Annotated in this window: 18 protein-coding genes; 6 read left to right on the top strand and 12 right to left on the bottom strand. The window is 45.6% G+C overall.

Translation table 11 applies throughout. The features are described 5' to 3' along the window. Window positions 1-159: 159 nt before the first annotated feature. From ACYX4W_RS11025 to ACYX4W_RS11065, 9 genes are all read right to left on the bottom strand, one after another. The gene (locus tag ACYX4W_RS11025) at window positions 160-1713 is read right to left on the bottom strand and encodes a uracil-xanthine permease family protein (RefSeq protein WP_476073212.1); all 1554 of its coding nucleotides are present in this window, start codon (window positions 1711-1713) and stop codon (window positions 160-162) included. A 218-nt stretch (window positions 1714-1931) separates the two neighbouring features. Continuing rightward, window positions 1932-2297, bottom strand: a complete 366-nt coding sequence (locus ACYX4W_RS11030; RefSeq protein ID WP_476073213.1) for an AraC family ligand binding domain-containing protein — start codon at window positions 2295-2297, stop codon at window positions 1932-1934. Between the two features lie 36 nt (window positions 2298-2333). Continuing rightward, on the bottom strand, window positions 2334-3578 hold the full coding sequence (locus tag ACYX4W_RS11035) for an allantoate amidohydrolase (RefSeq protein WP_476073214.1): 1245 nt from the start codon (window positions 3576-3578) through the stop codon (window positions 2334-2336). Next, the gene (locus tag ACYX4W_RS11040) at window positions 3571-4839 is read right to left on the bottom strand and encodes a pyridoxal-phosphate-dependent aminotransferase family protein (RefSeq protein ID WP_476073215.1); all 1269 of its coding nucleotides are present in this window, start codon (window positions 4837-4839) and stop codon (window positions 3571-3573) included. Before ACYX4W_RS11040 ends, ACYX4W_RS11035 begins: the two co-directional genes overlap by 8 nt. Before the next feature lie 10 nt (window positions 4840-4849). Continuing rightward, complete coding sequence (locus tag ACYX4W_RS11045) at window positions 4850-5668, bottom strand: sulfite exporter TauE/SafE family protein (RefSeq protein WP_179983038.1); 819 nt, start codon at window positions 5666-5668, stop codon at window positions 4850-4852. 195 nt (window positions 5669-5863) lie between these two features. Further along, entirely contained in the window at window positions 5864-7441 is a 1578-nt protein-coding gene (locus ACYX4W_RS11050; protein ID WP_476073216.1) for a gamma-glutamyltransferase family protein, read from the bottom strand. Between the two features lie 204 nt (window positions 7442-7645). Beyond that, a complete protein-coding gene (locus ACYX4W_RS11055; protein ID WP_476073217.1) occupies window positions 7646-8929 on the bottom strand; it encodes an amidase in 1284 nt (427 codons plus the stop codon). 346 nt (window positions 8930-9275) lie between these two features. Beyond that, a complete protein-coding gene (locus tag ACYX4W_RS11060) occupies window positions 9276-9839 on the bottom strand; it encodes a DUF924 family protein (RefSeq protein ID WP_476073218.1) in 564 nt (187 codons plus the stop codon). A 155-nt stretch (window positions 9840-9994) separates the two neighbouring features. Beyond that, the gene (locus ACYX4W_RS11065; protein ID WP_476073219.1) at window positions 9995-10828 is read right to left on the bottom strand and encodes a MurR/RpiR family transcriptional regulator; all 834 of its coding nucleotides are present in this window, start codon (window positions 10826-10828) and stop codon (window positions 9995-9997) included. Window positions 10829-11255: 427 nt separating this feature from the next. Here ACYX4W_RS11065 and ACYX4W_RS11070 point away from each other — a divergent pair, with 427 nt between their 5' ends. Continuing rightward, the gene (locus ACYX4W_RS11070) at window positions 11256-11882 is read left to right on the top strand and encodes a CPBP family intramembrane glutamic endopeptidase (RefSeq protein WP_476073220.1); all 627 of its coding nucleotides are present in this window, start codon (window positions 11256-11258) and stop codon (window positions 11880-11882) included. Between the two features lie 47 nt (window positions 11883-11929). Continuing rightward, window positions 11930-13315, top strand: a complete 1386-nt coding sequence (locus ACYX4W_RS11075) for a mechanosensitive ion channel family protein (RefSeq protein ID WP_476073221.1) — start codon at window positions 11930-11932, stop codon at window positions 13313-13315. 46 nt (window positions 13316-13361) lie between these two features. Here ACYX4W_RS11075 and ACYX4W_RS11080 read toward each other — a convergent pair whose 3' ends face one another. From ACYX4W_RS11080 to ACYX4W_RS11090, 3 genes are all read right to left on the bottom strand, one after another. Further along, the gene (locus tag ACYX4W_RS11080) at window positions 13362-14759 is read right to left on the bottom strand and encodes a DUF3080 family protein (RefSeq protein WP_476073222.1); all 1398 of its coding nucleotides are present in this window, start codon (window positions 14757-14759) and stop codon (window positions 13362-13364) included. After that, window positions 14756-15517, bottom strand: coding sequence for a pteridine reductase (locus ACYX4W_RS11085; RefSeq protein ID WP_476073223.1), 762 nt, complete (start codon window positions 15515-15517; stop codon window positions 14756-14758). The genes ACYX4W_RS11080 and ACYX4W_RS11085 overlap by 4 nt, the downstream gene beginning before the upstream one ends. Window positions 15518-15580: 63 nt before the next feature. Then, window positions 15581-16465, bottom strand: coding sequence for a fructosamine kinase family protein (locus tag ACYX4W_RS11090; protein WP_476073224.1), 885 nt, complete (start codon window positions 16463-16465; stop codon window positions 15581-15583). 449 nt (window positions 16466-16914) lie between these two features. Between ACYX4W_RS11090 and thrS the strand changes: the two genes are divergently transcribed. From thrS to rplT, 4 genes are all read left to right on the top strand, one after another. After that, window positions 16915-18831, top strand: a complete 1917-nt coding sequence (thrS, locus tag ACYX4W_RS11095) for a threonine--tRNA ligase (RefSeq protein WP_476073225.1) — start codon at window positions 16915-16917, stop codon at window positions 18829-18831. 112 nt (window positions 18832-18943) lie between these two features. Then, a complete protein-coding gene (gene infC, locus ACYX4W_RS11100) occupies window positions 18944-19483 on the top strand; it encodes a translation initiation factor IF-3 (protein ID WP_179985174.1) in 540 nt (179 codons plus the stop codon). 118 nt (window positions 19484-19601) lie between these two features. Further along, window positions 19602-19799: a 50S ribosomal protein L35 gene (gene rpmI / locus ACYX4W_RS11105; protein ID WP_012518091.1), complete on the top strand. Its 198-nt coding sequence runs from the start codon at window positions 19602-19604 to the stop codon at window positions 19797-19799. A gap of 18 nt (window positions 19800-19817) precedes the next feature. Next, window positions 19818-20174 carry a 50S ribosomal protein L20 gene (rplT, locus tag ACYX4W_RS11110; RefSeq protein WP_012518092.1) on the top strand — a complete coding sequence of 119 codons (357 nt, stop codon included), beginning with the start codon at window positions 19818-19820 and terminating at the stop codon, window positions 20172-20174.

The following is a 20174-nucleotide window of genomic DNA, read 5'->3' on the forward strand; positions in this document are numbered from 1 at the left end:
TAGCAGGATGGGTGCCAACTTCCTAACCAGTTGGTCAACTTTTAACCTGCTCTTAAGTTGCTGAATTATATGGATTTAAAAATATAATGTTGTTCTTATATTGTTATCATTATGTTAACGAATAAGGTTTTTCTTATTTTTGCACCTTCGCAGTGATTTCTATCGTGGTTTTGCACTATAAAGAGCAGGGCGCAGTACTTGGCGCTGCTTTATACCTAATATCGCTTTACGGGGTGAAGTTACTGAGCTGCTGCAATTCTCTTTAGTACGCTTTTTTATCTCTGGGGAAGCGGTTTTGACCGAGTCATCCAAAGCTTCACTAGCATTACCTTCTGAAAGTTGATTGCCGGTGGCGGCTAAAATTTCTGACTTCTCATTTGCGGCTTTTTTCCCGGGTAGCGTTAAATCTAAAATGACCGCCGTAAGTCCTGCTGATGTAACCGGGGAAAGCAGAACATTTTCAAGCCAATTAGGGAGTTCGGCTAAGGCTTCGGGTACCATCATTACACCAATTGCCATGCCGAGAGCGCACGCCGTAACTAAACTGCTGCGTCTATCCAAGGCATAGCTGGCAAGAAGTTTAAGGCCGCCTACTGCAACCATGGCAAACATTACTAATGTTGCACCGCCTAAAACCGGCTTAGGGATGGCCTGAAGCACACCACCCACAATTGGAAAGCAGCCAATAAGTACAAACAGCGCAGAAACAAAGAAGCCCACTTTACGACTTGCAATGCCGGTTAGCTGGATAACTCCATTATTTTGGCCAAAGGTAGTGTTCGGAAACGTGTTAAACATACCGGCCAGTAGCGAATTCACGCCGTCGCCTAAAATACCGCCCTTTATTCTAGTTAAGTAAATTGGACCGCTCACCGGCTGCTTGCAGAAAAGGCTGTTGGCCGTAAGATCGCCCGCTGTTTCTATAGCGCTGAATAAGTAAATTAGCGCAATAGGCAAAAACAGATTGATATCAAATGAGATGCCAAACGCAAATGGCGTAGGAATAGCGACAATAGATAAAGAGGCAAGGCCGCTAAAATCAAGACCTTTTGTGAACCCAACATAAGTTGCACCAATGGCCATGCCAATAAAAATAGCACTTAAGCGTAGCCAATGATTGTGAGATGCGTTTAAAAATACAATAACAAGCAACACGCCAAGACCTACCGCTAGGTTGTCAGTACTCGCAAAGTCTGCTGCATGAAACCCGCCTGCAAGGTCGGTCATGCCCACGTTAATTAAACTAAGCCCTATGGCTGTGATCACAATGCCCGTAGTTAAAGGGGTAATGATACGCTTAAGCTTATCTACAAATAGACTGAATACGACCTCAACAAGCGCACCCGCCATAGTGAGTCCAAACAGCAGTGCTAAGATATCTTCGGGCGTACCGCCATTCGCTTTAACTTGGTTTCCCGCCAAAATCAGCGCGCTAATAAACGCAAAGCTGGTGCCTTGAATAGCGACCAAACCGCTACCTACCGGCCCAATACGCTTTGTTTGTATTGCAGTACCTAGGCCACTAACAAACAGTGCCATGCTGATAAGGTAAGGCGTATATTCGGTAAGTCCTAGTGTAGAGGTAACGATGAGTGTTGGGGTAATAACGCCAACAAAGCTGGCTAATAAATGCTGGAACGCCGCGGTAAGAGAAGGAAGAAATGCCGGGCTATCATGAAGATCGTAAAGTAATTCGCTGTGATTTGAAGACATGAGCAATATTTCTTAATAACAGTTGGTCAATAACTGCAAGATATTGACCAATTGGTCTGCTTGTAATTGCCGCTGTATCACACTGTTTTTAATAGTGAATTTTTAATTCCTATATCTTGATGGATAAGAAGGATGAATGGGTAAGCCCCAATTTGGTGCTTAAACAAAAAAATGCGCTAAATTAGCGCATTTTTTCAAGAGAGATTCGAAGGTTTAATTTAAAGCGTAACGCCTTCATCTAGCGTGACAAAAATTGAGTGACGTACTTCATTGTACATCGCGCGAGAGCAGTGACCTTCACCCTCGGTATCTTCTAGCAGCAGTACATCGCCTGCTCCAAATACATGGCGCTCTCCGTTTGATACTGTAAATTCCGCACGTCCTTTTAAAATGAAAAGCAGTTGTCGTGCTGGGGCAGGGTGCCATTTGAAGTCATAGTCGGCAGGTGTCTCGCGAAAGATAATTTTATCTGCACCAAATTTCTCTGAAAGCATACCGATAGGACCGCCGTCTTTTAGCGCTATTTCAACCTCGCCAAAGTGGCTCTTGCCCGCTTCATCGTTGTAAATCCTTGTTATTTTCATTATCGACCCTTGTTTAAGACTGTACTGATTTGAACATTACACGTGCTTGAGTTTGCTTATGGTTTTATAAAGCACCGACAAACTGGCAGCCACATCCTCATGGGTAATAGACTCAGCTGGGTGATGGCTTATGCCACCCTTACAGCGCGTGAAAAGCATGGCTACAGGGCAAATATCTGCTATAGCCATGGCATCGTGACCCGCACCTGAAGCAAGAATTCGCGGTGCTATACCGCTTTCTTGAACACCGCGTACGAGCGCTTGCTTTAACTGACTATCGCAATGTACCGCAGGCGCACTATGGGTTTGCTCGCGGGTAAGTGTTAACTGCCTAGCTTGCGCAATGTCATCAAATTTTTGCAATATTTCTGCCAATACTGAATCGCGTAAATCGTCATCTTCGCTTCTGATATCAAGGGAAAATCGCGTGCGACCAGATATAACATTTACGCCGTTTGGTGCATTCTCAATCTTACCTACGGTGGCCACTACGCCGGGGCGTTGTAAGCTTATGCTCTCTACCGCTAGTAACATTTCTGCACTAGCGCACAGGGCGTCACGACGCATAGACATGGGCACAGTGCCGGCGTGTCCCGCCATTCCTTCTACGGTAAAGTTAAAACGCTTGGCACCTGCAATAGCACTTACGACACCTACAGGCAGGTTTTCTTGCTCTAAAACAGGGCCTTGTTCAATGTGAAGCTCTAGGTAGCCCAGAATATCGGTGGGGGAAATAGCCGCGCTGTTAACCGCATCGAAACTAAGCCCAAAGTTAGCCATGGCTTGTTCTAGGCTTACACCGTTTTCATCTTTTAAGTGACGCCACTGCTCTTGCCATTTGCCGGTTAGCGCGCGGCTACCTAATAGCGTGGTGCCAAAACGCGTGCCTTCTTCATCACAAAAGCCCACAATGTCGATGTGGAACGGGAACTTAGTTTGGGTGCCGTCGAACATAGCAACCATTGAGATAGCAGCCACTACGCCCAGCATTCCGTCGTACTTACCGCCGTTGGGCACGGTGTCCAGGTGACTTCCTAGAATTAATCGCGGTGCATTGGGCACACTGGAGGTATAGCGCCCCCAAATGTTGCCCACGGCATCTTGCCAAGTGGTCATGCCCGCCTCAATCATCCAGCCAGACGCCAGTTGATTGGCAAGCTTGTGCTGCTCGGTTAAATAGCGCCTGTCTAGGCAAGTGGGATCTTGGCTTAAGGTGCCTAACGTCTCACACCTTGCCATAACTTGGGTCGCTAGTTCAGTAAATTCTACGAATTCACCCATTCGCAACTCCCGTTGCTTTAGCCTCAGCATAAACGCTAAGCGCAGCGTCTACTCCTTTGCCCGCAGGTAGCGCAAACCCTTGCATGCGAAGTACGGTTTCAAGCGATTGGAGTGTATGCAGTACGGCATCTTCTCTGGCGTTGTAGCCCATAGTCCCTATGCGCCAAATCTTACCTTTTAATGGCCCAAAGCTGGTGCCAATTTCAATATTAAAGCGTAGCAGAAGGGTTTCGCGTACTTCTTCGCCGTGAACACCATCTGGAATATGAACACCTACCACGTTGTACATTTTGTGCTTAAGGTTGCCGAATGGTTCAAGCCCCATAGCCTGAATACCGGCAAGCATGGCGTCACCAGCCACTTTGTGACGAGCAATAACGTTTTGCTGACCTTCTTCTAAATGCACGCGTGCACATTCACGCGCACAGTAAAGCATACTGGCCGCTTCGGTATGATGATTTAAGCGCTCTTCACCCCAATAATCCATGATCATGGGTAAATCGAAGTAGTTAGAGCGAATTTTAGGGCCGCGTGCCGCCTCGTGATGGGCATCGCGAATACCGGCTTCAACGTGATGGCGGGTACGTACGGTCTTAACGAACTTGTCGCTAAGGGTAATAGGCGCACTACCTGACGGACCACCCAAACACTTTTGAAGGCCAACCGATACCGCATCTAATTTCCATGCATCAACATCCAGTGGATTTCCACCTACTGACGCGGTTGCATCGCAGTAAAACAAAACGTCGTTCGCCTCACAAATTTCGCCAATATGCTCAAGCGGTTGAAGCATTGTGGTAGATGTATCGCCCTGTACTATGGCAAGCAACTTAGGCTTTACTTCTTTTACTGCTGCTTCTATTCGCTCAGGCGTAAATACTTCACCCCAAGGCACTTCAATGGTGTGTACTTCTGCATCGGCACGCTCTGCAATTTCAGCAAGTAAATGACCGAAGCGCCCGAAAATAGGCACAAGGACTTTGTCGCCTGGCTCTATTGCCGATACTAAAACCGCCTCGATACCCGCGCGCGATGTACCGTCGACCAAAAAGGTTTGCTGGTTTTTAGTATTAAACACATTGCGATAAAGCTGCATTGTCTCATTCATGTAGCCTGTCATTACCGGGTCATACTGGCCCACCAATTGTGTAGACATAGCGCTTAACACACGTGGGTAGCAGTTAATAGGGCCTGGGCCCATTAACAACCGAGGTGGTGGATTAAGTGGCGCGAAAGTACTTGTAGACGCTTCTTTAAACATGTGGGCACTCCTAGATAAGTACTTGCGCTAGCATGCGCAAGCCAGTGATGATAAGAACAACAGCGAAGATTTTCTTAAGTAAACCTGCGTCTAGCTTGTTGGCAATGGTCGCGCCGACTGGTGCAAATAAGACCGTTAGCGGAACAATACAGGCAAAACCTAGCAAGTTTACATAGCCGTATGTTGCAAAGGGGGCGTCAGCAGGTGTGGTTCCTACGAATAACAACGTAAGTGCTGCGGGTAGCGAAATAATTAAGCCTACCGCCGCAGCAGTTCCCACAGCTTTGTGCGCTGGGTAATTACAAAAAGTGAGTGTAGGCACGGTTAGCGTACCGCCGCCAATACCCACCATAGAGCTAAACAAACCAATACAGGTTGCCATTACTGACTGACCTGCACGGCCCGGTAGCCCTTTAAATAGCGCATCTTTTTTGCCAATAAGCATATTAATGGCTGATAAGGTTGCGATAACGCCAAATAACAAAGTAAGGAACGTTGGGTTAACCACGGTTACCGCATAGCTTCCCGCGAGTACCCCAATTAAAATAAATACTGCCCATGCTTTTAGCAGCGCAAAGTCAACGTTGCCTTTACTGTGGTGAGCGCGAATAGAGCTAACTGAAGTAGGGACGATAGTGGCAAGCGACGTGGCCGTGGCAATAACCATGGCACTTTCAGGCGACACGCCAAGCGCTTGAAATAAGAAAAACAGTACCGGCACAATTACAATGCCGCCACCTACGCCAAGCATACCTGCTAGTATGCCGGCAAATACGCCCGTTCCTGCGAGCGATAATATAACCGTGAGGTTATCCATTAAAAACTGCATGTGATTTCTTTCTCTCTAACAATTGTTGCTTTAGCGAATTTGTAAGCGTCGAGCTGTTGCAGATGCGCCCATGTAGGCGCATCCCAGTTAACGCGGTTTAGACAACGCCCCAGTTTGAGGGCGTTAATTGACGCAGATTAGCCTGTGCGTGCTAATGAACGCGTCTTAACGTTATATTTAGCTGTAAGCACGAATCTAGCGATGACCTAAGTAGGCTTTGCCGTCACTTCGAGGGTCGCTCGCGCCGCTAACCGTGCCTTCTGTGTCGCGAATAATGGCACCCGCATGACCCATAAGTTCGTTGCAAGGGTCTACCGTTACCATATCGTGCCCTCTGGCCAGTAAGCTCTCGCCCACGTATTCAACTAGGTCACGCTCTGCTTTTAAGTTGTGGCTTTGATCGCCCCAAGTTCTGCCAAGTAACCATCGACCAAGGGAAATGGCTTTACCAATAGGCTGTCCGTGGTAAATATGGCGGGCAAATAGCGCCGCTTGGGTTTGAGGTTGACCCTCACCGCCCATGGTGCCGTAACTCATACGACGTCCGTCGATAAGCTCGGCAAACGCTGGGTTTAACGTATGAAATGGCTTTAAGCCAGGCGCTAAATATTGGTTACTGTTTGGGTCTAGCGAGAATGAAGTACCTCGGTTATTCCATACAATGCCGGTTTGTGGGCTAACTATGCCTGAACCGAACTCCCAATAAAGAGATTGAATGTAGCTCACCATACGACCTTCTGAGTCGCAGCATCCCATCCATATGGTGTCGCCATGTTTAGCTTCGTGTGGCCACGGCAATGCTTTATCCAGTGAAATGTTTTTTACCATTTCATCAAGCGCGTCGTCACTTAACAGGCTTTGTAAATTTACCGGTGTACGCGACGGGTCGGTTACATTTGCATTGCGAGCAATGAAAGCTTGCTTGGTGCACTCAATCAGTAAATGCACCATGTCTGCATCGGTATTGCCTAAATGCTGAACTTTGTCATAAAGTGCCAAAATAATAAGCGAGGCTACACCTTGCGTTGGTGCAGGCAGGTTATAAAGCTTGCCTTTGCTGGTAGATACTGACAATGGCTCAACAATCGTTGCTTTGTAATTGTTGAAATCTTCAAGGCGAATAGGGGAGCCAGCCACTTCTAAGTCTTCAGCCAGTTTTGCAGCTAATTCACCGTGGTAAAAATCATCAAGCCCTTTATCTGCCAAATGTTTCAAGGTTTCTGAAAGCTTTGTTAGCTTTAAAATTTTGCCTTTTTTAAGCGCCTTGCCTTTAATTAAAAACTGCGCGAAGTTCTCGTCAGCGCTTAGTTCGTCGAAGGTTTTATTACTGGCATCAACTAGGCTTTGAGTAACTTCAATACCCCAGTTAGCTTGGCTTATCGCCGTATCGAATAATGTGTTTAGCGGTAAACCGCTTTGCCATTCATGGCTTATGTCAAGGGCAGCTTTCCAACCGGCTACGGCGCCTGCCATGGTCAATGCAGACTTCCCGCCTCGACTAGGTATAGCATCAGACCCTTCGTAAAATGCAGGCGTTGCGCCTTTTGCTGCTACGCCAGATGCATCAATACCAATAGGTTTTTTGCCCGGCTCACTGATAAGCCAAAACCCGTCACCACCCATGCCGTTCATATGTGGGTATTCAACGGCAATAGAGGCTGCAGCGGCTACCATAGCTTCAATAGCGGTACCGCCTTTTTCTAGTATGTTTAAGCCCACTTGTGATGCTGCGAAGTGAGGGGCTGTAAACGCAATATTAGGTTTTTCACTCATAATTAATTCCTTCAAAAACTCAGCAACCACGCCATCGTGTTTAGCCCTTGTTGGTCTAGAGCTAGGTAAATAGACGCGCGTTCTAGTCTTACTTTCTCTTCTTACTTTCAACTTGAATGCGATAGTGCGCTCTGTGCTTTACTTTAGTGCGGCATAACCGTCACTTAAATGAAGTTAAACAGATACGTTGCGCGCTTTACACCTTTAGCGAGTGGTTAGCGTTTTAGCTAACGCGAGAAGTGCAAGATCGTTGCCTTTTTTGCCCACAAGCGATAATCCGCACGGGGCATTGTGTAGGGTAAACAACGGTAAATGAAGCTGGGGTAAACCCGCAAGCCCGGCTACTGCAGTAAGTGCGAGCAGAGCGTTTCTATCATTTGCCAGAGTCGTATCGTCGGCGTCACATCGAGGTGCAACACCAGGTGTTGTGGGAATAACCAAAACGTCTATTTCTTCAAACAGCCTAGTTAAATGGTTTATTACCACGGTTTGCTGCGCTTTTGCTTGTTCTACATCTTGTGTTGTTATGGTTTTACACCAATCCAAGCGCAACATAATATCGTTAGCGATGTCGGGTTGAGTACTTTCAATCCATTCGCCATGCTGCTGCCAAATTTCACTGCCTTGTAACGTGCGAAATGTAGCGGCGGTTTGTAACTTGTTTAAATCAAGCTGTGCTTCTGATAGCGCAATACAATTATTGCTGTCTTCAAGGGCGTTAAGCCAAGTTTGACAAAGCGATTTGTGAGCTGTTTGCTCAAATAAGTGTGCCGCTATACCCAAGCGAGGTTCGTCAGATATGTCACTTTGCGTAGCGCTATCAAGACAAACATTGGCTACCTTTGTCAGCGTATCTAAATCCCTTGTCATCCATCCCACGGTATCGAACGATGGCGCAAGGGCTACCATGTTGTCGCAAGCGACGGCACCATGGGTGGTGCGAAGCCCCCATAACCCTTGATAGCTAGACGGTACGCGTATAGAGCCACCTGTATCAGTGCCAAGACCGATATCGGCAAGGTGTGCGCTAACGGCAACCGCAGAGCCCGACGAAGAACCGCCAGGTATATGAGCTGGCGCTACCGGGTTCACAAGCGTTTCATAATGCTTATTTTGCCCGTGTAAGCTGTAAGCAAGTTCGTCGGTAATGGTTTTACCTTTAAACGCGGCACCTGCTTTAAGCGTGTTCGCCACGCAGCTATTCGTACTTTTTGGTACGGGGTGCGTAGCCAACCAATCCGGGTTGCCCGCTGCTGTTGGTAAACCTTCCATATCGAATAAGTCTTTTACCGCAAGCCCTAAACCGCTAAGTGGTTTGACTGGGTTACGCGCTTTTTTTGAATCTTCGGTTAACCCTTGGCTTGCCCCGTTATTTAAAGAAGACGTGTCGTCATCACCGTTATTAATGCCATTAAAGGTTGCTTCTAAGTTTTCAATTGCCTGCGTGAACTTTGCATCACAGGGCTTTAGTACAAAAGGAGAACTCACAGCGCGTTACTTATTAGTTATTGTTTCTTTATTAGTCTTTCTATCATGAAACAACTGTTTCACTTTAAAGTCAAGAGAAACGATCGTTGCTTTTCGCTTCAACAGAAATAAATTCCTGACAGGAAATAGAAGAAGGCGTAAGCAAAAACGCAAAGAAAGGCACGGTTATGGCCTATTTTGGCTGATCACGGCTGATTACCGCTAAGCACGTTTACAGAGTTATATGATTTTCTGAGTCTTACACTTCACCTATCTGTCTGCGTTTTTGCTGGATTAACTGACGATAGGTTAATAGGAGTAGGTTAAAGGTATACGTACCCCCATTAGATCGTGGCTGCGGTTATAGCTAAAAGCCTTGAGGGTTTTTCTTTAGAAAGGCAGCTTCTTCGGCTGTCGATTCACGGCCTAACACCGAGTTTCGGTGAGGGTAGCGTCCAAACCTTTCAATAGTCGCCTGATGGCGTTTCTCAAACGTATATTCCCGCTCAAGCCCTTCTTGAGAGAAGAGTTCCATTGCAACATCGTGAATAGCTAACGATTCGCTGTGCATAAAAGGCATATAAAGAAATGCCCGCTGTTGCGGGGTAAGCATTTTATCAGCCTCTACGCTTACCGCTTCTTGAGCCAATATTAGCGCTATATTGTCAGCACTAAACGCATCCGGCTGATTGCGATAAATATTTCGGGAAAATTGATCAAGAAGAATAATTTCGGCAAGTCTACCCGTGGCCGTAGCGCGCCAAGGCCAAAGCTCACCACGCACAGCCGCTGCGCGCAACGAAGAAAACCGTGAAGCAATGGTTTTATCTAGTGCAGAATCTTCCTTAAACCATTGTTCAGGTGACAGTTCACCAAACCAAAAGTCTAGTACACCGTTAGCCTCTTCCATGACTACTCGCGTTTTATCCATATTCACCTCAACTACACGCTTACTGCAGTAAAATTAAAGTCATTAAGACTTATACCTTCTTTTTATCGAAAAAGTTCCATTTTCGCTTGCGAAATCGTAATTGTGTGCTACGACCGCCTTTACAGTATTGCTTAAAAAGTGTGCTATGGGAAGAGTTAACGTTTAGGACTTTCTAGTTCATCCATTTGAATGTAGATATCTGTAATAGCATCAACACGGTCTGCGGCCTTGCTGCCTAAGGCATCATAGGTAAGGTTACATAGGGATGCGACTAAGCTCATCGGCGCGGCGTAGCTATCGAAAGGAGAGTCGCTGCCAATGTGGGTTACAAGGAGGTGGTCTACATCTTGGCGGTAACCTTGGCCTGTAGGGTCGGTTATAAGCACAGTTTTGCAGTGTTTAATGCTGTTCAGAACAAACTTGAACTGGCGGGTCCTGCGGCGAAAGCCGAAAAGCACCACAAGATCGTTCTCAGTGAGATCAATTAGATCTTCACTAAGGGTCTGCCCGGGTTGGGGCAGTACGCGAACCGACGCCCTAATTTGTTTAAGCTGCTGCCTGAAATGAAGAGCAATAGGGTAAGCGTTACGAAACCCAATTAACGTAACCTGACCTGCTGAGGCAAGCAATGTCGCGATATCTCTTAATGCCTCAGACGATGTACCTTCGAATGTATTAGCTAAATTCTTACTATCACTTTCATGCTGTAAAACGCTGCTTGAGGGGTTTACCACAGGTACGCCTTGCTCTCGCAGTTGTACCAATGCGTCTTTGGCTTGTTGGTGCGACTCGAAGCCTAACTGGCGAAAAAAGCGACTTACGGTAGCTTTCGAAGTTCCTGTTTTTTCTGCAATAAATGAGGTGGACTGGCTTAGTACGGCGATTGGATTTTGCTGAATGTAATGCGCGATAGATTTGCCCGAAGGGGACAACGCGGCATAGTGTTTTTCAATCTGTTGTAAAACGTCGCTAGGGCTATTTTTTGTCATTTGTATCGCCTTATACATCTTGTGCAATTATTTCACGACTTTTGTTCGATATACAAACACAACGTGAAATCTACTAGCCAATTCCACTGAAAATCACCAAGGGTTACGATGATAGGAGCGATAAGAACGGATAAATACACTATTAAACGCGGCTCTTCACACTTTATTTTTCGAAACCAAATTTAAAAACTTTAAAGCCAATAATGGTTTACCTAAACGAAGCGCTGTATTGGGCTAAAGTTGCATCTAATTATTTGTTCAGACCATACATTTTGGCACTACACTTTCATAAATACTAACGGTAAAAATTCACGAAAGTGTCATCAGTTGGTAATTATTTTGTTGGCTTAGCTGTTTTTTCAGGTACACCAGATTAACTGGAAAGTTCTACAGCGAGTTCAGCGTGGTCTAAAGAAAGAGGTGAGTTGTGGCAAAGCTGTGGTCTGAATTGATCTTGCTATTTGTAGCAGTTCCTTTTGCCGTTCTTTACTGGATTAAGCATTTTGCAGATTATCTCATGCCTATTTTAGGGGGAATGGGGCTGTGCTGTTTGGCTGTCTTGTTAGCAGATAAACAATTTAAACGTTTTAAATTGTGGCATTGGGAAGATTATCGAATACATTTTAAAAGTACGCTCAGGCTATTTTTGCCGTGGGCGAGCTTATTGGCGCTGGTAGTTTATTTTTTAAAACCCGAGCTGTTTTTACACTGGCCTATGAATCAGCCTTGGATGTGGGTGGCGACTTTGCTGATTTACCCCATAGTGTCAGTTATCCCGCAAGAGATTATTTTTCGTACCTATTTCTTTCACCGTTACAAACGTATTTTGCCTTCCAAATACGCGAGGTGGGCGCTAAGTACCTTTCTATTTGGGCTAGCCCATTTGGTATATGGTAACTGGATTGCAGTAGTAGTTTCTTGGGTTGGCGGTGCTATTTTTGGCTACAGGTACATGCATACAAACTCAACTCCCGTTGTGGTTATTGAGCATGCCATCTGGGGTAGCTTCTTGTTCACTATTGGGTTGGGATCTTATTTAGTTATTGCTTCGTAACAACTTTTGTAAATAGCAATCACACATGAACACCAAGGAGTAGGGTTATGTTCAGTGCTTTTCAAACTCTGGTTCAACAAGATAATGAGACAGACGCGATAGGCAGTTTATCCAGCGCTCAGTCGTTACTCTCGCAGCTATGGGATAGCTTTATTAATCGTTTGCCGGGTATGGCGCTAGGCATAGTTATTATGGTGGCGTTCATCTTATTAGCGCCACATGTTGCAAAAGTTTTAGTTAACCCGCTAACCCGAACTACTACATCTCCGCTTCTACGCTCGGTAATTCAACGAAGCGTTAGCCTACTTTTAATGCTATTTGGTATTTATCTTTTTCTATTTTTGGCTGGGCTTACCGGCTTTGCCATTGCGGTTGTGAGCGGCACTGGTGTAGTTGGGCTTATTCTTGGCTTTGCATTTCGCGATATTGCAGAGAACTTTATTTCAAGTCTTTTGCTTACCATTCAGCGCCCGTTCCGCATAGGCGATATCGTACAAATTAATGACTTCACCGGCATTATTCAGAAAGTGACGGCACGAGCGACAACGCTGGTGGACTTTGACGGTAACCATATTCAAATACCCAACGCGACTATTTATAAAGGTGTGATTAAAAACTTAACGGCTAACCCCCTTATGCGAGGCCACTTTGTTATTGGCGTAGGTTACGACGCTGACATACAAAACGCACAGCGAATTGCCCGAGAAGTTACGGCAGAGCAAGCCAATGTGTTAAGCGACCCTGAACCGCAAATTCTTATTGATGAATTAGGAGCTTCTACCTACAACGTAAAGGTTTACTTTTGGGTGGATGTAGAAAAAACCAGCGTGTTGAAAATGGCTTCTGTGCTAATGCGTAATATCACACAAGCGTTCTTAGACGCGAATATTAGCATGCCGGATGATGCTCGAGAGCGGATATTCCCACAGGGTATGCACCTTAGTGTTGAGAGAAGCGAGGTAGGCTCTCAACGTCGCGAAGAAAACTCAGAAGACAGCCCAGAGCTGAGCCCAGAACCAAAGCCTGAACCAGGTACAGAAGGCAGGGAAAGCGTGTCTACAGGCTTTTCTGGTGGAAAAGAATCGGCCCAAGAAGATGCGGTTGAGCATGCAAGTGATAAAAGTGATAGAGCTAAAAGCAGTAAAAGCACTGACAACTTGAAGAACCAGAGTCGAAATACGAGCCAGAGCAAGAACCCGTTAGGTCACAGCGCGGCTGGTGATTATACTGTTGAGCCCTCAGGTACTTCAGAGCACAGTAACGAGCAGCAAAAAAATAGTAGCCGCAAAGATGATAGCCATAAAAATAATAAGCAACCAGAAACTCGCCAACGGCCGACATCAGCTCAAGATGACGTATCATCAGAAGCGCACGAAATAAGAGAGCAGGCTCGCAAGTCTAGAGACCCAGAAGCTGGGGAAAACATTTTGTAGCAATGCAATTATGTTGGTTTAAGGGGGAAGTGTGTAGCTCTGCCCGTTAAACCGGTGGTACAGGTGAAAGGTTACACCTGCCAAGAAACCCTTGCCACAGGTTAACATGAGCTTTCATAGCGCGACTGTACTCATCAAAACCGTCTTGAGATTGCTGCCTGATATAGTTTTTGAATTCTTCATGCAACGAAGGCTGTTTAAGCCAGTCTTCCCACAAGGGAGCTAGCTTGTAATGGTATTGGTTTACCAAGCTTCCTACAGGCTGTACTTCTTCAATAAAAAATAAATAAAACACGTTGCGCAGTATCTTGGCTTTATCACTAGCGCGGCCTTCCGGGCAGCTTACGGCATCCAGCTCAGTGGTTAGCATGTTAGTAAGTAAAGAAAGGTTTTGCGTTAACGTCTGCTGTGTATGCCACAGCGTAGCGGGTAAACGAGCTGAGCGTATAATTTGCAGCTGTTGTTCTAATTCGCTACTGTCGATAGGGCTTTCGTCGCTGTTTATTGAGTTCTCATTAATAACCTTGTCACTGGTGCTACCATTATCGCCTCCAGAAGCCTTGCCTACGCGGTTCTGGTTGGTGCTTAACGTTTTAGCGCTATGCTTTGATGCCGTTTCGCCAGAAGAAAATGACATCTTGTTCAAGCTGCTTAGGTAAAACAGTGCATTAACACTTGAAAGGGCGTCTTTATTATTTTCAACGGAAAACAGACGCTCAGGTGTATTTAGCGCCAATCGTAATTCTTGGCTCCCTTGAATAAGGTTCGCCCACGTTTTGCTGTAATCTTGTGACTTTTGTTCACGCCAAGAAGCAATAGTTTCGGCCAGTGCCTGATTGTGTTTAGCCACGTTTTTATTTACGCTTTCATTTGGGCTTTTACTTGCACTATCTCTTGCACTGCCACCTGTGCTAACACTTGCACTGCCACCTACCGATAGCGCTGCTTCACAGCTTTTCAATACGCTAAGCAGCTTGCTTTCATAAGCTAGTCTTTGGGACGGCAACTGGCTTTTTCCTAACGATGTATTGCGCTCGGCAACCACAGTGCCTAACTCACAATCTTGCAGCGCATAAAACTCGCGCAAGTTAATGCTAACACCCTCTATAGTATGTTTTAGCGTGGCTGAGTCGGCCAGTTTAGGAAGTGGTGTAGTGATCTTGTCGTTAAATGTATCGGGTAGGGGAGTGTCTAGTACTCTAGAAAGTCGTTCTGCATAATCTTCAATACTCTGCTTTACCGTATCGCCTCCAAAGCATCCGAACAAGGTTACTAAGCTAGCACCGACTATGCTTATACGGCAGAGTTTTATGAATTTACCGCCGCCGTATACATTTGTATCTTGGACGCCGCGTGCGCTGTTATTCTTATAGCCGCGGGCGTTGTTACTCTTGTCGCCGCAGGCGCTTTTTAATCGGAAAGGCAGGTTGCGTAAAGCCTTCATGCTGATGCACCAGTATGAAGGCCGCGACCACCGTCAACATAGATAATTTGCCCAGTAATGTAGGGTGCCGACACTAAAAACGACAGTGTATTAGCAATGTCTTCAGGTGTACCTAATTCGCCCAATGGTATGCTTGATAGCAGTTTGTCTTTTTCTGCATCATCCATTTCCCGCTCTGGCCATAAAATGGCACCGGGGGCGATACCATTTACACGTATGTTAGGGGCTAAGTCTATAGCTAATGATTGGGTAAGCGAAGCTAACCCAGATTTAGCGATTAAATAAACGCTATGTTTTGGAAGCGGCCGGTCAATATGCATATCGACCATATTGATAATGCAGCCTTTATTAGCTTTTAAAGCGGGGGCTAGCGCTTGTGATAAAAACAGGGGGCCTTTTAGGTTGCTTCCTACTAGAGAATCCCAATCATCTTCTAAAATATCGCCTATGGGCGTAGGGTAAAAGCTTGAAGCATTGTTTACTAACACGTCTAGCTGACCCCATACATCTAGCGCCTTTTGGCCTAGTGCATTTACTTCGTCCGAATTGCAAAGGTTGGCTTGTAGGCAGGTGGCAGAATCCGCTCGCTGACTATTTAACTTTTCAGCCAGCGCAAAAGCATCGTCTTTAGAGTGCCCATAATGAATAATAATGCGATAGCCTTCATTGTGTAGCTTACACGCCATGGCTGCGCCTATTCGTTTTGCTGCCCCAGTTATAAGCGCAACAGGAAGTGCCACAGGGCCTGAATTCGTCATAATAAAAGCTACTCTCTATTTTAAATCGTTTGGCGGTTATAAGGCTTGTGTACTGCGCTTTTTTTAATGCCTATAGATGTCTTCTAATATTTGTTCGGCTTGCGCAATATAATGTGCGCCGAATAATAACCCGTGATTTAAAATATGGTAAAGCTGGTAAATTGGTTTTCTTAACGCGTAATTTTTTTCAATTGGCGTGTGCTGGTGGTAGCCATCAAAGAAGGTATTGGGGAAACCACCAAACAGTTCAGCCATAGCAAGGTCAGTTTCACCGTCGCCAACATACACGGCAGGGTCGAACAAAACAGGCCCTTTTTTATTAAAGCCCGCATTACCCGCCCATAAATCGCCGTGAAGCAGAGAAGGGTGGGGTTGATGCAAGCTTAATAAGTGCCTTACCTTTGTGACGATATTATCAATATCACCGTTTTGCTTTGTCCAGAGACCATGCAATGCTAGGCGTTCTAACATACTGCCTATGCGTTTTTCTGCAAAAAAGTCGGCCCACGATGCCATGCGCCCGTTGGTTTGTACGCTGGCGCCAATATAGTTGTCGTGGGGCCACCCATAGCTGGTGTAGGCGTTGACGCTATGTAGCGCAGCAAGCTGCTGCCCTAGTGTAAAATAATCGCTTACGGCAGGCTCTAAGAATCGAATATGAGAAAGTACTAAATACTCCATATTGGGCGATTCGTTAGCCGTGATACCGTGACAAATAACCTGGGGTGTACAAATGGTTTGTGTGTTGGCAATAGCAGTAAGCCCTTCCGCTTCATGGGAAAGTTGCTGGGTGTCGTCGTAGCGCCTCGTTTTTACAAAATACCTGTGGGTCTCATCTTTTATGATGTAGCTTTCGTGAGTGTCGCCACCGCTTACGCGCTCAGCCTTCTGGCAGCTAAAAAATTGCTGGGTTTCATCTGAAATATGTTCGCTAATAAAATGCCACATATTACACACTCTGCTTGGTTTAATGCTTAAGCTCAAAAAGGCAGAAAGGGTGATGTGCAACAATTGGGCTAATGCAATTTAATGTGCATACAAGGGGGCTTGCTTATTCACCGTTATCGCCTTCAACTAAAGTATGGGTTAAAAATGGTGAAATGCATAAATTACGACATCAAATCTCACTAAAAACCTATTAGATATAAACAAAGACTCACTAATTAGTGAATAAAGGCTTTTCAATATTGAAGTTGACCATACACTAGTTATAATCCACCACTTACTTTAATGCTGCTTGTTTAACAAAAGCTAAGTAAACAAGTGCAGCGCGGGTATCTTATTGTTACGCCAACGCGATTAATGTAAAGCAAGTTTCGAGTGCTAAAAAGCACGATTAATTTATTAAATAAATGCATGTGGCGCAGAGTAGGCGTCACCACTGTAAAGGAATTAAAATGCCTGTAATTACCCTTCCTGATGGAAGCCAACGCGCTTTCGATAACGCTGTTTCTGTATTAGACGTTGCAAACGACATTGGCCCTGGTTTAGCCAAAGCAACCATTGCAGGGAAAGTAAACGGTGAATTAGTTGACGCCGTTGATATGATTGACGCGGACGCACAACTTCAAATTATTACTGCAAAAGACGATGAAGGGTTAGAAATTCTTCGTCACAGTTGCGCGCACTTGTTAGGTCACGCTATTAAGCAACTTTGGCCTAACACCAAAATGGCTATCGGCCCAGTTATCGACAACGGTTTCTATTACGACGTTGATATGGAAGAAAGCCTAACCCAGGAAGACTTAGCCAAACTAGAAAAGCGTATGCTTGAACTGGCTAAAACCAATTACAACGTGGTTAAAAACAAAGTGAGCTGGCAAGAAGCACGCGATGCATTTGAAGCACGCGGTGAAAGCTACAAAATGGAAATTCTTGATGAGAACATCGGTAAGGACGACCGCCCAGCACTTTATCACCACGAAGAATACACAGACATGTGTCGTGGACCTCACGTACCAAACATGAAGTTCTGTCACCACTTCAAACTAATGAAAGTGGCAGGCGCTTACTGGCGTGGCGACAGCGACAACAAAATGCTTCAGCGTATTTACGGTACTGCATGGGCTGACAAAAAGCAGCTTAAGTCTTACCTACAGCGCCTAGAAGAGGCAGAAAAGCGCGATCACCGTAAAATTGGTAAAGCACTTAACCTTTTCCATTGGCAAGAAGAAGCGCCAGGTATGGTGTTTTGGCACAACGATGGTTGGTCAATTTATACCGAACTAGAAAGCTTTGTGCGTAAGAAGCTTCGCGAATACGGCTACGACGAAGTAAAAGGCCCATTAATGATGGACCGTACGCTTTGGGAAAAATCGGGTCACTGGGACAAGTACGCTGAAAACATGTTCACCACAGAATCTGAAAAGCGTGAATATGCCGTTAAGCCAATGAACTGCCCAGGCCACGTACAAATTTTCAACCAAGGTTTGAAATCGTACCGCGACCTACCGCTTCGTATGGCTGAGTTCGGCTGCTGTCACCGTAATGAACCATCGGGCGCACTACACGGCCTAATGCGTGTTCGTGGCTTTACCCAAGACGATGCTCACATTTTCTGTACTGAAGAACAGATCCTAGAAGAGGTGAGTGGCTGTATTAAGATGGTGTACGAGACATACGCTGCGTTTGGTTTCGAAAATATCAAAGTTAAGCTGTCTACTCGCCCAGAAAAGCGCGTAGGTGCTGACGAGATTTGGGACAAATCAGAAGCTGCGCTTGCAGATGCACTTAAAGCCAATGATATCGAATTCGATTATCAGCCTGGCGAAGGTGCGTTCTACGGGCCGAAAATTGAGTTTACGCTGCACGATTGCTTAGACCGTGCATGGCAGTGCGGAACCGTACAGCTAGACTTCTCAATGCCAGGTCGTTTAGGCTCTACCTATGTAGCTGAAGATGGCGAGCGCAAAGTACCGGTAATGATTCACCGCGCTATTTTGGGTTCACTAGAACGCTTCATTGGTATTTTGACCGAAGAATTTGCAGGTTTCTTCCCACTTTGGTTAGCGCCTCAGCAGGTTGTAGTAATGAACATTACTGACAAACAAGCTGATTACGCATCAAATTGTGTAAAAAAACTGCAAGATTTAGGGTTTAGAGCAAAGTCTGACTTGCGAAATGAGAAGATCGGCTTTAAAATCCGCGAGCACACACTTAAGCGTATTCCATATATGCTAGTTGTGGGCGATAAAGAAATGGAAGCGGGCGAAGTAGCAGTGCGCTCTCGTCGCGGTGACGACCTAGGCAAAATGCGCCTGGAAGACTTTATTGCCATGGCTCAACAAGAAGTTGTAGAAAAGACAATTAAATAGTTGAGCAATTTGTGTATAATGCACAAGTAAGGTGTCTGCTTTTGGTTTTACTTTAGGTCAATCGACCAACCCAGAAGCAGACAAAAGAATTAAATGTTTGGAGGAATAGCACATTAAAGGCGCTAACAACAAGGCTCAGGGCGACAAAGCCCGCATTAACGATGAGATTAAAGCCAGAGAAGTAAGATTAATTGGCAAAGACGGTGAACAGGTTGGTGTGGTTTCGCTAGCAGATGCTACGCGTGCCGCTGAAGAAGCGAGCCTAGATCTAGTAGAAATCAGTCCGAATGCCGAGCCGCCAGTCTGTAAAGTTATGGACTATGGCAAATTCCTCTTCGAAAAAAGTAAAGCTCAGAAAGAGCAGAAGAAAAAACAGAAGCAAATTCAGGTCAAGGAGATTAAATTTCGCCCTGGCACTGATGAAGGCGATTACCAGGTAAAACTGCGCAACCTGCGTCGCTTTCTTGAAGGTGGTGATAAAGCCAAAGTTACGATCCGCTTCCGCGGTCGTGAAATGGCGCACCAAGACATCGGTATCGATCTACTAAATCGCGTTAAAGGTGATTTGGAAGATATCGCTACCTGCGAGTCTTTCCCACGTCGTGTGGAAGGCCGTCAGATGATCATGGTGCTAGCCCCAAATAAGAAGTAGTAACGGTCTAAAGTTTTAAGGAATCTGCACCCTTAAACACCTTGCTGCTAAACATTAGCCGGTATGAAGTGACTGCAACACGAAAAATACCGATATTAAACAATGCGGAGTTTTAGCAATGCCTAAAATGAAAACTGTAAGCGGTGCCGCCAAACGTTTCAAGAAAACGGGTTCTGGCCGCTTTAAAAGCAAACAGTCTCACTTACGTCACATTCTGACTAAGAAGAGCTCTAAGCGTAAACGTCACCTTCGTGGCAAAAAACTGGTTCATGATTCTGATACCAAATTGGTTCAGCGCATGTTGCCTTACGTATAAGACTTAGGAGACTGATTAATGGCTAGAGTAAAACGCGGCACTATCGCACGTGCTCGTCACAAAAAAGTCCTCAAGCAGGCAAAAGGTTATTACGGCGCACGTTCACGTGTATATCGCGTAGCGGTACAAGCTGTAACTAAAGCTGGTCAATATGCTTACCGTGACCGTCGTCAGCGCAAGCGTCAATTCCGTCAACTATGGATTGCACGTATCAATGCTGCTGCTCGTCAAAATGGTATGTCATACAGCCGTTTCATTAACGGTTTGAAGAAAGCGTCTGTTGAAATCGATCGTAAGATCCTTGCCGACATCGCAGTACATGACAAAGCAGCTTTCAGCGCACTAGTCGAAGCGGCTAAAGGCGCATTAGCTTAA

Source organism: Alteromonas sp. ABH4_454 (assembly GCF_056311775.1).